This is a genomic window from Dietzia sp. JS16-p6b (genome assembly GCF_003052165.1).
Lineage (GTDB): Bacteria > Actinomycetota > Actinomycetes > Mycobacteriales > Mycobacteriaceae > Dietzia.
This window is the reverse complement of the sequence record NZ_CP024869.1, coordinates 2,268,312-2,281,679: the sequence shown is the minus strand read 5'-3', so window position 1 is coordinate 2,281,679 and position 13,368 is coordinate 2,268,312. Positions and strand designations below refer to the sequence as shown.

The 13,368-nt window shown below is 70.8% G+C and carries 12 protein-coding genes; 9 read left to right on the top strand and 3 right to left on the bottom strand.

Features of this window, described 5'->3' with window-relative positions:
• Positions 1–95 precede the first annotated feature (95 nt).
• Complete coding sequence (locus CT688_RS10425; RefSeq protein ID WP_107756843.1) at positions 96–1,175, top strand: tocopherol cyclase family protein; 1,080 nt, start codon at positions 96–98, stop codon at positions 1,173–1,175.
• A 3-nt stretch (positions 1,176–1,178) separates the two neighbouring features.
• Here the strand turns inward: CT688_RS10425 and coaA are convergent, their stop codons facing one another.
• Positions 1,179–2,111: a type I pantothenate kinase gene (gene coaA, locus CT688_RS10420; RefSeq protein ID WP_107756842.1), complete on the bottom strand. Its 933-nt coding sequence runs from the start codon at positions 2,109–2,111 to the stop codon at positions 1,179–1,181.
• A 132-nt stretch (positions 2,112–2,243) separates the two neighbouring features.
• Here coaA and glyA point away from each other — a divergent pair, with 132 nt between their 5' ends.
• Positions 2,244–3,548: a serine hydroxymethyltransferase gene (glyA, locus tag CT688_RS10415; RefSeq protein WP_107756841.1), complete on the top strand. Its 1,305-nt coding sequence runs from the start codon at positions 2,244–2,246 to the stop codon at positions 3,546–3,548.
• A gap of 131 nt (positions 3,549–3,679) precedes the next feature.
• Here the strand turns inward: glyA and CT688_RS10410 are convergent, their stop codons facing one another.
• Both CT688_RS10410 and CT688_RS10405 read right to left on the bottom strand, forming a co-directional pair.
• Positions 3,680–4,048, bottom strand: coding sequence for a hypothetical protein (locus CT688_RS10410; RefSeq protein ID WP_107756840.1), 369 nt, complete (start codon positions 4,046–4,048; stop codon positions 3,680–3,682).
• Between the two features lie 41 nt (positions 4,049–4,089).
• Entirely contained in the window at positions 4,090–4,485 is a 396-nt protein-coding gene (locus CT688_RS10405; RefSeq protein ID WP_107756839.1) for a nuclear transport factor 2 family protein, read from the bottom strand.
• 141 nt (positions 4,486–4,626) lie between these two features.
• Here CT688_RS10405 and CT688_RS10400 point away from each other — a divergent pair, with 141 nt between their 5' ends.
• The 7 genes from CT688_RS10400 to CT688_RS10370 all read left to right on the top strand — a co-directional run bounded on the left by CT688_RS10400 (position 4,627) and on the right by CT688_RS10370 (position 13,321).
• A complete protein-coding gene (locus CT688_RS10400) occupies positions 4,627–5,766 on the top strand; it encodes an acyl-CoA dehydrogenase family protein (RefSeq protein ID WP_197431404.1) in 1,140 nt (379 codons plus the stop codon).
• An 8-nt stretch (positions 5,767–5,774) separates the two neighbouring features.
• Positions 5,775–6,452: a nitroreductase family protein gene (locus CT688_RS10395; protein ID WP_107758146.1), complete on the top strand. Its 678-nt coding sequence runs from the start codon at positions 5,775–5,777 to the stop codon at positions 6,450–6,452.
• Positions 6,449–8,062: an MFS transporter gene (locus CT688_RS10390; RefSeq protein WP_159078004.1), complete on the top strand. Its 1,614-nt coding sequence runs from the start codon at positions 6,449–6,451 to the stop codon at positions 8,060–8,062. Before CT688_RS10395 ends, CT688_RS10390 begins: the two co-directional genes overlap by 4 nt.
• 73 nt (positions 8,063–8,135) lie before the next feature.
• The gene (locus CT688_RS10385; RefSeq protein ID WP_107756836.1) at positions 8,136–9,452 is read left to right on the top strand and encodes an FAD-dependent oxidoreductase; all 1,317 of its coding nucleotides are present in this window, start codon (positions 8,136–8,138) and stop codon (positions 9,450–9,452) included.
• A gap of 44 nt (positions 9,453–9,496) precedes the next feature.
• Positions 9,497–11,437 (top strand): FAD-dependent oxidoreductase, encoded by a 1,941-nt coding sequence (locus tag CT688_RS10380; RefSeq protein ID WP_231750289.1) that lies wholly within the window; start codon positions 9,497–9,499, stop codon positions 11,435–11,437.
• Between the two features lie 59 nt (positions 11,438–11,496).
• The gene (locus tag CT688_RS10375) at positions 11,497–12,465 is read left to right on the top strand and encodes a zinc-binding dehydrogenase (RefSeq protein ID WP_159078003.1); all 969 of its coding nucleotides are present in this window, start codon (positions 11,497–11,499) and stop codon (positions 12,463–12,465) included.
• A gap of 61 nt (positions 12,466–12,526) precedes the next feature.
• Entirely contained in the window at positions 12,527–13,321 is a 795-nt protein-coding gene (locus CT688_RS10370) for an SDR family NAD(P)-dependent oxidoreductase (protein WP_107756833.1), read from the top strand.
• Positions 13,322–13,368: the final 47 nt, after the last annotated feature.

The following is a 13,368-nucleotide window of genomic DNA, read 5'->3' as shown; positions in this document are numbered from 1 at the left end:
ACACCGGGGGTCGACTCTGTGTCGTGGCGGTCTGAGTCCGATCGCTGACGAGTTCACGGTGTCCAACATAGGGCCCCTGTGAAACGCTGGCCGACATGAGTCTTCTCCGACGCTACCGGGCAACCGGCGCTGACCTGCCCTTCGGCGACCCGCTCCGCGCACACGGAGTGGCGATGGAGGGATACTTCCTCCGCGTGACCGACCGCGACCGAGGCCGCGCCCTGATCGCGCTCATCGGGATCAACCGGGGGCCGGACGGGCACTGGGCGACTCTCGGCCTGGCATCCGACGAGGTGCCACCCCGGTCCGGCGCGACCCGGGATCCCCGGCCGGGTGACGGCGCGACGTCGTCGTCCCTCCGCCTGGCGGCCGCACCCGAGGGGTGGGCCGCCCCCGACCGCCTGGGCGCGCGCTCCGGCGACCTGTTCGAGTACCGGCCGGACGGCGTGACGGCGGACATGGGCGAGGGGGCCCGCCTGCACGTGGAGATCACCGATCCCGTGGAGTGGCCGCACCGGGCCGTCGGTGGGTCGAGCGTCTTCCAGGCTGTTCCCGCCCTCAACCAGTACTGGCACCCGTGGCTGCTCGGCGGTCGGGCGCGGGGCTGGGCCGAGCTGGACGGTAGGCGCTGGGAGTTCGACGGCGCCGATGTCTACGGGGAGAAGAACTGGGGCGCCGAGGGCTTTCCGGACTCGTGGTGGTGGGGGCAGGCGCAGGGATTCTCCGAACCGGACGCCTGCGTGGCCTTCGCCGGCGGGCAGATTCATTCGGGCCCATTGCGCACCGAGGTCACCGCCCTGGTGGTGCGCCTGCCCGATGGTCGGGTGATCCGGTTGGGCAACCCCGTGGTCTCGCCGGTCCGCGCGGTGGTCGGCGACGACGTCTGGGCGCTCGAGGGGCGCGGGTACGGCTGGCGGATCCGGGTGACCGGTCGGGCGCCGCTCGGTCGGGCCCACGTGCTGCCCGTGCCGTTGCCCTCGGAGAAGCGGAACTCGGCCGGCGCGATCGAGCACCTGTCGGGTGAGCTCGAGGTGGAGGTGAGCCGCTTCGGTCGCCATGTGTGGACCGACTACAGTCCGCAGGCCGCGCTGGAGCACGGGGGGCTGGACCGCGCGGAGGCCGAGCTGCGGCGCCGAGGGGTTCCGGTGGGGGAGACGGGCGCCGCGCCGGAGTGACCGTCAGATCTTGCGCAGACGCAGACGCTGAATGGAGTGGTCGGAGTTCTTCCGCAGTACCAGTGTGGCCCGGGGTCGGGTGGGCAGGATGTTCTCCACCAGGTTGGGTCGGTTGATCGAGTTCCAGATCTCACGCGCTGCCAACCGGGCCGCCTGGTCGGACAGGTCGGCGTAGTGCGCGAAGTGTGAGTTGGGGTTGGAGAACGACGTGCGGCGCAGTTCCAGGAACCGCTCGACGTACCACGTCTCGATGTCCTCGATCCGCGCGTCCACGTAGAGCGAGAAGTCGAACAGGTCCGAGACCATCAGCCGGGGGCCCGTCTGCAGGACGTTCAGTCCCTCGACGATGAGGATGTCCGGGCGCTCGACCTCGATGAACTCGTGGGGGACGATGTCGTACTTGGTGTGCGAGTACACCGGCGCGCGCACGACCGGGGCGCCGGACTTGACCTCCGTGACGAACCGCAGCAGCGCGCGACGGTCATAGGACTCGGGGTAGCCCTTGCGGTGCATCAATCCGCGCCGCTGGAGCTCACGGTTGGGGTACAGGAAGCCGTCGGTCGTGATGAGGTCGACCCGGGGGTGGGAGTCCCAGCGGGTCAGCAGAGCGCGCAGCACACGCGCCGAGGTGGACTTGCCCACGGCCACCGACCCGGCCACCCCGATCACGAACGGCATGGGAGCGTCCACGGTCTCGCCGAGGAACAGGTTGGTGGACTGGAAGAGGCGCTGCCGGGCCGACACCTGGAGGTGGATGAGCCGGCTGAGCGGCAGGTAGATCTCCGCGATCTCGTCCAGGTCCAGGTGTTCACCCAGACCACGCAATCCCTCGAGGTCCTGCTCGGTGAGCACCATCGGCATGGCTCGCCGCAGTCGGCGCCAGCTCCGGCGGTCGAACTCCACGTACGGCGTGTAGTCGCCGGCATGTCTGCTCACGATTGCTGATTGTGTCAGGTGCCCACGGGGAAGAGGCCTCCAGGTGCCCTGCCACTAGACTGACGACGACGAGACGAGCCGTGGCCGCACACGATTCGTACGAAGTGAGAAGCCCACGCGCGAGGAGCAACGATGACCGACCCGAACACCGACGTGTTCACCGCCTCCCTGTCCGATCTCGATCCGGAGGTCGCCGAGGCGATGGCCGGCGAGCTGGCCCGTCAGCGGGACACGCTCGAGATGATCGCGTCGGAGAACTTCGTCCCGCGCTCGGTGCTGCAGGCACAGGGGTCCGTGCTCACCAACAAGTACGCCGAGGGCTACCCGGGTCGTCGATACTACGGCGGGTGTGAGCACGTCGACGTGGTGGAGAACCTGGCCCGCGATCGCGCCAAGGAGGTGTTCGGCGCCACGTACGCCAACGTCCAGCCGCACGCCGGCGCCCAGGCCAACGCCGCGGTGCTCATGGCGCTCGCGACGCCGGGCTCCAAGATCATGGGCCTGTCCCTGGCACACGGTGGTCACCTCACCCACGGCATGAAGCTCAACTTCTCCGGTCAGCTGTACGAGGTCGCCGCCTACGAGGTGGACCCGGAGACCATGCAGATCAACATGGACACCGTCCGCGAGATGGCGTTGGAGGAGCGGCCCGATGTGATCATCGCAGGGTGGTCGGCGTACCCGCGCACGCTTGATTTCGCGAGGTTCCGCGAGATCGCCGATGAGGTCGGCGCCAAGCTCTGGGTGGACATGGCCCACTTCGCGGGACTGGTGGCCGCGGGTCTGCACCCGAGCCCCGTGCCCCATGCCGACGTCGTGTCCACCACGGTCCACAAGACCCTGGGCGGGCCGCGTTCCGGCATGATCCTCACCAACGACCTCGACCTGTTCAAGAAGCTCAACTCGTCGGTGTTCCCGGGTCAGCAGGGCGGCCCGCTCATGCACGCGATCGCCGCCAAGGCCACCGCCATGAAGATCGCCGGCACCGAGCAGTTCCGCGAGCGGCAGCAACGCACGATCGAGGGCGCCAGGATCCTCGCCGAGCGCCTGACAGAGCAGGACTGCCGGGACGCCGGGGTGTCGGTGCTCACCGGGGGGACCGACGTCCACCTCGTGCTGGTGGATCTCCGCGAGTCGGAGCTCGACGGCCAGCAGGCCGAGGACCTCCTCCACGAGGTCGGGATCACCGTCAACCGCAACGCCGTGCCGTTCGACCCCCGTCCGCCGATGGTGACCTCCGGCCTGCGGATCGGTACGCCCGCGCTGGCCACCCGAGGTTTCGGGGCCGAGGACTTCCGCGAGGTCGCGGACATCATCGGCACCGCCCTCGCGGCGGGCGCGTCGGCCGACATCGCCGCCCTGCGTGAGCGGGTGTCCGCGCTGGCCGCGGCGAAGCCGCTGTACGAGGGCCTGGAGGACTGGACGATCCTGGGCTGAGGCTCCGGGCCGCGTAGCGCAGCAGACCCCCGCAGTGCCCGGCTGCGGGGGTCTGTCGTCTCAGGGAACGGTGGCCTGGCCCGCGGCGTGGCCCGCCGGCGGGGTCCATGGTGGCGGGGGTCCGCGCGAGGTCAGTCGGTGAAGCGGACCCTCGGGGTCCGGCAGATGAGCAGGCGCCGAACCTTGTCCTGCCCGGTGAGTTGCGCGGTGGCGTTGAAGCTGGCCTCGAACTCCCCGTCACGCCGGGTCTCCCCGAGACACAGCTCGGTGTCCCCGACCCGCGTGCCGCTGAGGATGTGGTGGGTCAGGACGCTCTTCTCGCGCTGTTCGAGGTAGACCACCAGACCGGCTCTGTCCCCCTCGAACTCTGCGGCGGACTCGCCCGTGGAGAACAGGATGGACAGCCGGAAGTCCTCGGTGATGTGGTTGAGGACCCGGTCCGGATCGTCGGAGTCCATGATCTCGAACCAGGCGTGCAGCAGGGGGGTGTCGGTGGACATGGTGGTTCTCCGTTCGGGGGGTCGGTGTGGGCGGGGTCGGATCAGGAGCGGTCGAGGGTGGGGGAGACGAGCCCGAGCTCCGGGTCGAAGGCCACCTGGTACCCGGAGATGAGCCCGTCCTCGTCGATTCGGGCGGATGCGAGGAAATGGCCGGTGATCGTGACGCCGTCCTCGACCACGGCGCCGTAGACGAACTCGAGCTCACCGGTGCGGGTGGCGTGGGTGGGGACGTGACGCCGGTCGATGGGACCGCGCCCCTCGAGGTACCGGCGGACGCCGTCGCGGTCCGTGCCGCGCACGGCAGTGCCCGGGAGGAGGATGGCGAAGGAGACGTCCGGCGACAGGAGGGCGAGACCGGACTCAAGGTCTCCCGAGTCCACGTGGGCGTAGTAGGTGACGAGGGTGGAATCGGGCAGGGCGGAATCGGGCGAGGTCATGAATCGAACTTAGTTTAGGATCGGGCCCGACCTCAAGAGCTTGCGTGATGCGCCTCACTATGTTGTCATGGGTTGAAGTGAACTCAACTCAATTACACGACGCGGGGCACCCCACCTCCACGGCGTAGGAGAGGACTTCCCGTGACACAAGTGACACGAACGGCGCGACCCGAGGCCGACCCGTCGATCATCCTTCCGACCCCGGAGCGTGACGAGTTGCGCGCGGTGGTGGCCCGGTTCGTGGCCCGGCACGGCACCCACGAGGCGGTCCGCGAGTCGATCGACTCCGACTCGGGCTACTCGGAATCCCGGTGGCGCAGACTCAACGATGAACTGCAGGTCGCCGCCCTCGCCGTGCCCGAGGAACTCGGTGGGCACGGTTTCGGTTTCGCGGACCTGGGCGTGGTCCTCGAGGAGACCGGAGCCGCGCTGCTCCCGGAGCCGCTCCTGGTCAGTGCCGTAATTGCCGGGCAGGCGCTGGTCCGAGCGGATGACCCGGCATCGCTGGACGATCTCCTCGGAGCGGTCATGGAGGGACGCCGCACGATCGGGGTGTCGCTCGACGGCGAGGTCACCCTCTCGGCGGGTGCCGGGGCGACGGGCGAGGCGGGTTCCGTCGTCAACGGGCTCGTCCCGGGCGTGCTCTGGGGGGAGGCGGTCGACTCGCTCGTGGTCGTGGCGTCCTCCGGAGCGGAGAAGGCGCTCGTGGTGGTGGACCTCACCGGAGCAGAACGTCGCCCGCGAGAGGTCGTCGACCTGACCAGGCGCCGCGCCGACGTGCAGTTGGTGGACGCGCCCACGAGGATCCTCGTCGGTGCCGCACGGTTCCTGGACGTGGTCCGTGAGTTGACGCTCATCACCGGTGCGGCGCTCGCCGCCGAACACGCGGGGATCGCCGCCCGGCTGTTGGATGACACGGTCGCCTACGTCCAACAGCGTCATCAGTTCGGACGTGCGATCGGGTCTTTCCAGGCCATCAAGCATCGCCTGGCCGATATGCTGGTCGACCGCGAGCGGGCCCGGTCCGCCGCGATGTACGCCCTCGCGGTTCTCGACGAGGACGACGCCCGCGACGCCGAGCTGGCCGTGGCGGTCGCATCGGCGGTGTGTGCGGATGCCGCCACGAGGAGCGCCTACGAGGCGATCCAATTGCACGGTGGGATCGGCTTCACGTGGGAGCACTCCGCCCACTTCTACCTTCGTCGCGCTCTCGGGGACGAGGGTGCCTTCGGGGGCGGCCGGAAAGCCCGCCGGTCGATCGCGGATCTCGTCGGGGTGTAGGGGTGACCATGACTGATCCCGCGGCCGTGACCCCGCCCGAGCCCCTCGGTGCGCACGATCTGATCACCACCACCCGCGCGGTGCGCCGGCGACTCGATCTGGGGCGCGAGGTGGACCCGCGAACGCTGGAGGAGTGCGTGGCCGACGCCCTCCAGGCGCCCCAGGGCTCCAATCTCATGCGCACCGAGTTCGTGATCGTCCGCGATCCCGCGCGCATCGACCGCCTCGGCCGGATCTACCGGGAGGAGTTCGACGGGTTCTATCGCGCGAGCGACGTGGGGCTGTTCCACCGTGTCGACGCCGACCCCACGCACGCGGCCCAGAGCAGACGCACCAGGGACTCGGCCGAGCACCTCGCGGCGGTGATGTCCCGGGTGCCGGTGATCGTCATCCCGTGTCTGACGCCCCGGCTGGCCGAGGGTGATGTGCTGGCGGCCAAACACAGGCTCGCGACGGTGTATCCGACCGTGTGGAACTTCATGCTCGCCGCGCGGCTTCGCGGACTGGGCACCTGTTGGACGGGGATGACCCTCGGCCGCGAGGACGAGGTCGCCGAGATCGTGGGGATCGATCCCGCCGAGGTGGAACAGGTCTGCATGATCCCGGTCGCCCACTACACCGGTACCACCTTCCGCCCCGCCTGGCGGCCACCGGCGGAGGAGTTCATCCACTGGGACCAGTGGTGAGCGACGGGGCGGGCGCCCACCGATCGACGGCGCGCCCGCTCCGGCACGAGCGCGCGTTCCGGGCCCTCGAGGCCGTCCAACTCACCAACGCGGTGGCCGTGTGGATCCACGTCGTCTCGGTGCAGTGGGTCCTCACCGAGCGAGGTGAGCCCGCGTCGGTGATCTCTCTCGCGCCGGCGGCCATGGCCGTGCCGTTCCTGGTGCTCGCGCTACCGGTCGGGGTGATCGCCGGGTATGCCTCGCGCAAGAAGATGATGGCGCTGGCCACCGTGGCGTCGGCGGGGTCCGCGGTGGCGGCGACCGTGCTCACGGTGACGGGGGCCGACACGGCACTCCCGATGATCTGCTCCGTTCTCCTCGTCGGCACCGCGCTAGTGGTGGTAGGGGTCTCCTGGCAATCGCTTCTTCCGGAGACCGTGGACCGCGGGATGATCCCCACCGCGGCACTGGTCGACGGAGCGGTGTTCAATCTCGCCCGCTCGCTCGGGCCGCTCCTGGCGGGCCTGGGACTGGGACTCGCCGGCGCGGAATGGGCGTTCGCGGTGGTCGCCGTCCTCTCCGTGGGCTGTGCGCTCGCGCTGTGGCGGATGGAGCGGCGGTCGCCCGACCGGACCGCTCCGCGTCGGGCGATCATGCCGGAGATCTCCGGCGCGGTCCGGTTCGTGGTCAACTCGGCGTGGACCACACGGCTATTGTGCCAGCTCTTCCTCTTCGGGATCCCGTCCAGCGCACTCTGGGCGCTCATCTCCCTCGCCGTCTACGACGGTCTCGGGATGGGCGCGGACGGATTCGGGGTGCTCATGGCGCTGATCGGCGCCGGCGCCGTCGTGGCGGTCATGGGGTTCGGTGGGCTGCGGAGGCGGTTGAGGGTCACGGTGTTCGCCGCGTGTGGCGCCCTCGTCTACGCCGCGGCCCTGGCGGTGCTGGCGGTCTCGACGTCGCCGGTCGTGGTCGGGATCGCCATGCTCTTCGCCGGCGCGGCCTGGGTGAGTGTGCAGAGTTCGTGGATGTCGATGGGGCACCAGTTCTTCCCGGACTGGATCCGGCCCAGGCTGATCGCGGTCATCCTGCTGATGGTCCAGGGGACGCAGGCGGCGGGATCGCTCCTGTGGGGGGTCGTGGCCGACGCCGCCGGACTGCAGGCCGCCCTCCTCGTGGCAGCCGGGTTGATGGTGATCAGCTGCGTGTCGCTCCTGCTCGTCGGGTTGGGCGCCGAGAAGGGGATCGAACCGGTCCTCGTCTCCGAACTCGGTGGGCCGGCGGGGCCGTCCGGTGAGGTCACCGACCCGGGCACGCCTCGGGGCGACCGATCGGGACCGGTGGTGGTCCGCTACGTGTACCGGGTGCCGGAGGGTCGCACGCGGGAATTCCTCACCGCGATGCGCGATCTGCGTCGCTCCCGGCTCCGGTTGGGGGGCCGGCGCTGGCGGCTCGAGCGCCCGACCGCGGAGCCCGGCCTGTTCGTCGAGACATACCGGGTGGGCAGCGCCGAGGAGTTCGTCGAACAGGAACACCGGCGCCTCACCGTCCCGGAGACCCGGCTGCGGCACCGGGTGGAGTCGCTGGTGGCCGGGGCGGTCGAGGGGCCGAAGGTGAGCGACCGGCCCTAATAGATGAACTGAGTTCAATTAAGATGCTAGGGTGGTCCACATCACAGCAGCACTACCTTTCCGGGAGACCCGAATGCAGAACGCCGTCGACCTACTCGTCATCGGTGCCGGCATGGCCGGCCTCACCGCCGCCGCCCGCGCCACCGAACGCGGGGCAACCGTCATGGTGGTGGAGAAGGCCGACGACGTCGGAGGCTCCGCGAGGTTCGCAGGATATGCCTGGACCGCACCCACGCGGCAGATCATGGCGGAGATCAACCCCCATGGGGATGAGGAGCTCCGCAACGCGGTCGTCGACGACTTCGCCGCCGGGCTCGACTGGATCCGAGGCCGGGGCGTCGACTGCGCCGAGGGAGTCCCCGTGCTGCGCTACGGTGTCGGTCACGCGTTCGACACCAACCAGTATCTCGACGCCTGCGCCCGCGAGATCAGGGCCGCCGGGAACGCGATCCACACTGCCGCCCACGTGCAGGGACTCATCACCGAGGGCGACGGCGTGGCAGGGGCGACGGTCCGGTTGGCCGACGGCGAGGTCCACGAGATCCGGGCGCGACGAGTTCTCCTGGCCACCGGGGGGTTCCAGGCCGACGCGGAGCTGGTGGAGCGCCACCTGCACCCGCTGGCCTCACGATTCCCGCTCCGGTCCAACCCGCACAGCGACGGCGGGGGACTGAGGCTGGCGGAATCGGTGGAGGCCGGCATCGGCTTCGACGACGCGGGCTTCTACGGCCACCTGATCCCCGCGGGTCTGCCCTTCCGGGACTCCGGCGACTTCGTGGGACTCTCCCTCTACTACTCCGAGCACGCGCTGCTGTTCAACCTCCACGGCGAGCGCTTCGTGGACGAGACCCAGGGGGATCACCTCACGGCGATGGCGCTCATGGAGCAACCCGAGGCCCGCGGCCTGGTGGTCGCGGACGAACGGGTCTACCGCGACTGGATCTGCGGTTCCTACGTCGAGGGTGCGGTCGCGATCGACAAGTACACCGAGGCCTCCAGGCGCGGCGGCCGGTGCGGTCTGGCGGAGACGCTCGAGGAGTTCGAGTACCTGCCCGAGGAGTGGGGTTACGACGGGGCGAGGATCGCCGAGGGGATCCGCCGGGTCAACGAGTCGGGCCAGAAGGTCGTGCCGCCGCGGGAGTACGACTTCGCCCCGCTCGACCGCGGGCCGTATTACATCGTCGAGACGACCCCGGCCGTGACGTTCCCGTTCGTGGGGATCAGGATCGGGGCCGACACGTCGGTCCTGCGCGCCGACGGCACGGTGATCCCGGGCCTGCTCGCCGCCGGGTCGGACACAGGCGGGGTGTACCGCCGCGCCTACGCGGGCGGCCTGGCCACCGCGCTGGTGTTCGGGCTGCGGGCCGGCGACGCGGCCACCGTGGTCTGACACCGCCCCGTCCCCGCCCGATGCCCGCCCCGGAAGGACCCCAGGTGATCACAGAGTTCCCCCACGCTTTCTCCCCGTTCACGCTCGGCGCACTCACCCTGCGGAACCGTCTGGTCGCCCTGCCGGCCGGAACGAGCATGGCCACCGACGGTGTGCCCACCCACGGCGACCAGGAGCACTTCGAGCGCCTGGCCGCCGGCGGTGTCGGGTTGATCATCGGGGGCGCGACCGTGGTGCACCCCTCGACTACCCTGCGGTCCCGCAAGCTGGTCGAGGCCTACAACGACGAGGTGCTCCCCGCCCTCACGGACAAGGCGGCGGCTGTTCACCGGCACGGCGCCAAGATCATCGGTCAGCTGGTCCACCTGGGGCGTGAGTTCATCGGGGGCGAATCGGACTCGCCGCCCTCCGCGCCCTCGGCCGTCAAGACGGCCCGCGACGCCTACCCTCCCCACGAGCTGACGGTCGAGGAGATCGCGGACATCGTCGAGGGGTGGCGGGTCTCCGCCGCGAATCTGGCCCGCGCGGGGTACGACGGCGCCGAGATCCACGCCGCCCACGGCTACCTGCCGGCCCAGTTCATGTCCGCGCTCACCAACAGGCGGACCGACGGGTACGGCGGTGACCTCGTCGGCCGCATGAGATTCCTCGACGAGGTGGTCGCCGCCATGCGGGAGGCGATGCCCGAGAAAATGGTCCTGGGCGTGCGGCTCAGTGGGGAGGAGGATATCCCCGGCGGGATGGGGATGGAGAACTGCGTGAGGATCGCGCGGCACCTCGCCGACTCGGGGGCGGTCGACTACTTCAGCATCACGCACGGCACCCGCGGCACGTACGTCAAGGACGCCACGCATCCCGACGCCGTCGCCGTCGACTCCGCCGCGCGCATCCGCGCCGAGACCGGGATCCCCGTCCTCGTGGGTCAACGCATCCGCGACGCCGCGACCGCCGACCACATCATCAAGACCGGCAAGGCCGACCTGGTGGGCATGGCCCGGGCACTGTTGGCCGACCCGGACCTGCCGGCCAAGTCCGCTCAGGGGCGACTGGGCGAGATCCGCGGCTGCCTGGGTATCAACCAGGACTGCCGCGCCTTCGACCCGCACCTGCACTGCGCGGTCAACGCCGAGATCGGTCGGGGCCGCCACCGGAATGTGGGCGTCCGTGCGGCGGAGACGAAGGACATCTACGTGATCGGCGCAGGTCCGGCCGGACTCGAGGCCGCGCGCGTCGCCGCCGGCCGCGGCCACCGCGTGACCGTGTTCGAGACCGCAACTGAGCTGGGGGGCGCCCTCCGCGTGGCCGCCCGGTCACCGCACCGGGCCACCCTCATCGACGTGATCGACTACCTCTCCGCGGAGATGCGCCGCCTGCGGGTGGACGTCAACCTCGGCGCGGAGATCTCGCAGGACGATCTCGCCGAGCTCGTGGAGGCGGCCGACCACGTCGTCGTCGCCACCGGCTCCCGGCCCGGACCCGTGCCGTCCACCGGTCGAGGCCCCGCCGTCGTCACGGTCGACGACGTCCTCGCCGGCCGGATCCCCGCCGCGGCGGGCCGGGCGGTCGTCTACGACGAGAGCGACGGCTTCTGGCCGGCCTACAGCGCCGCCGAGGCCCTCGTGGGGCGTGGGTGGGACACGCGCGTCGTCACGCCGCTCACGGCGCTGGCCTCGCGGGTACCTGCCGAGAGCGTGGGGCCGCTCCTCGGCCGACTGGGCTCCGGGGGCGCGCGGTTCCACGTGGCCACGGGGCTGGACCTGCCCGGGTCCGACGACGAGGTGGGCCGCCTCGTGCCCGTGTTCGGCGGCGGGGACCTGCCGCTCGACGCGGATCTCGTGGTGTGGCACCGGCCCCGCACCGCCGTCGACGGGATCGCCCGCGCCCTCGGCCGGCGCGACGACGTCAGCGTGATCGGGGACGCCCTGGCCCCGCGGCGGATCAGCCACGCGATCGCCGAGGGCTACCGGGTCGGCGCGGAGATCTGACACCCGCGGCGACGACCGTCGGCAAACCAGCACACGGTGGTCATATGAACGGAGGACACATGAACATCAACACCATCCCCGCCGAGATGCGGGCCTGGCAGTGGACCGGGACGGGCAACCCCCTGACCCTGGCGGTGGTCCCGGTCCCCGAGCCGGGCCCAGGGGAGGTCCTCATCCGGGTCCGTGCGGCCGGGATGTGCCACTCGGATGTGGGTGAGCTCGACGAGCCGTCCTGGGCGGAGAACATCCACCGGTGCCCGATCACCCTCGGGCACGAGATTGCCGGCGAGGTGGTGGCGCTCGGTGAGGGAGTGCACGACGTCGTCGTCGGCACCCGCTGCGGTGTCCACCCGCTCGGCGCCACCGTGCCCGGATACGGGCGAGACGGCGGTTACGCGGCGTACCACGTGGCGCCCGCGGCTGATCTGGTCCCACTGCCGGAGGGGCTCTCCTACGAACTCGGCGCCCTGGGAACAGACGCGGGCATGACCTCACACCAGGCTGTGGTCGGCGTCGCGGGGGTCGGTCCCGGAGACCGGGTCGGGATCATCGGTCTTGGTGGTCTCGGGCAGATCGGCGCGCGCATCGCGGTGCTCCTGGGTGCCGAGGTGCACGCCGCCGACCCCAGCGCCGACGCACGGCGGCTGGGAGAGCACCTGGGCGTCACCGCCGTGGTCGCCGACGCCGCCGAGCTGGCCGGGGCGGGTCTGGACTCCGTCATCGACTTCGCCGGCTTCGCCACGACCGCCCAGGCCGCGGTGCGGGCGATCCGCGTGGGCGGGACCATCGTGATGATCGGCATGGGGGCACACACCTCGGAACTCGTCACCGCGGACGTCATCCACCAGAAGGCCGTCATCCGGGGATCCTCGGGGGGCACCACATCCGACATCGAGTCCGTCTACCGCTACCTGCGCGCCGGCGACATCGCCCCGGTCGTCGAGCACCTGGACTTCGAGCAGGTGCCCGACGGGATCGACAGGCTCCGCGACGGCAGGGTCACCGGCCGTCTCGTGGTGACCATGTGACCCCCGCGCAACGCGGTGACCTGCTCCACCACACCACACCGACGAGAAGAGGACGGACATCATGACGGCGCCACAGAACACCCGGTTCGAGGGCAGGGTCGCACTGGTCACCGGGGCGGCCTCGGGGATCGGGGCGGCCGTGGCGAGGCAGCTCGCCGCGGAGGGCGCGCGCCGGATCCACCTGGTGGACCTGGCGCGGGAGTCAGCGCAGCGCGTCGCCTCGGAGATCGGCGGCGTCGCACACGGGGTGGACGTGGCCGACCCGGACGCGGTCCGCGCGCTCTTCGAGGAGATCTCGGCCGAAGACGGACGGGTGGACGTGGTCGTCCACGCGGCCGGCATCGATGACCCCGTGGCCAAAGCCCACATCTACGAGGCGGCCGAGACCGGCGAACCGGTCGACGTCCTGAGCCGGCTCGACGACTCGACGTGGCGCCGGATCCACGCCGTCAATCTGGACGGCACCTTCCACGTCCTGCGCGAATCCGTGCGGGCGATGCGCCCCGGCGGGGGAGGGGCGATCGTCACCGTGGGGTCCTCGGCGGCGTTCGACACCCTCGTGGGTTACCCGCACTACGCCTCCTCCAAGGCGGCCGTCCACGCACTGAGTCAGTCCGTGGCCAAAGAGGCCGTCCACTTCGGCATCCGGGTCAACACCGTCGCCCCCGGCCCGGTGGACACCGCCATGGCCGCGCGAACCCCCGAGTCGGTCCGCGCGCGGATGAACGAGGGCAGCGCCTTCGGCTACGCCACCGCGGAGCAGCTCTCCGAGAGCATCTGTTACCTGGCCTCCGATCAGGCGTCGAACGTCGTCGGCGCGGTGCTGCTGAGCAACGGGGGTCGCTTCACGGTCTGACGACCCGACAGCGCTCGCACCGCGCGCACGGCGCGACCCGGCAGCAG

Coding starts and splice junctions, on each gene's coding strand:
- CT688_RS10425 (WP_107756843.1), top strand. CDS start 96: ATGAGTCTTCTCCGACGCTACCGGGCAACCGGCGCTGACCTGCCCTTC.
- glyA (WP_107756841.1), top strand. CDS start 2,244: ATGACCGACCCGAACACCGACGTGTTCACCGCCTCCCTGTCCGATCTC.
- CT688_RS10410 (WP_107756840.1), bottom strand. CDS start 4,048: ATGTCCACCGACACCCCCCTGCTGCACGCCTGGTTCGAGATCATGGAC.
- CT688_RS10405 (WP_107756839.1), bottom strand. CDS start 4,485: ATGACCTCGCCCGATTCCGCCCTGCCCGATTCCACCCTCGTCACCTAC.
- CT688_RS10395 (WP_107758146.1), top strand. CDS start 5,775: ATGACTGATCCCGCGGCCGTGACCCCGCCCGAGCCCCTCGGTGCGCAC.
- CT688_RS10385 (WP_107756836.1), top strand. CDS start 8,136: ATGCAGAACGCCGTCGACCTACTCGTCATCGGTGCCGGCATGGCCGGC.
- CT688_RS10375 (WP_159078003.1), top strand. CDS start 11,497: ATGAACATCAACACCATCCCCGCCGAGATGCGGGCCTGGCAGTGGACC.
- CT688_RS10370 (WP_107756833.1), top strand. CDS start 12,527: ATGACGGCGCCACAGAACACCCGGTTCGAGGGCAGGGTCGCACTGGTC.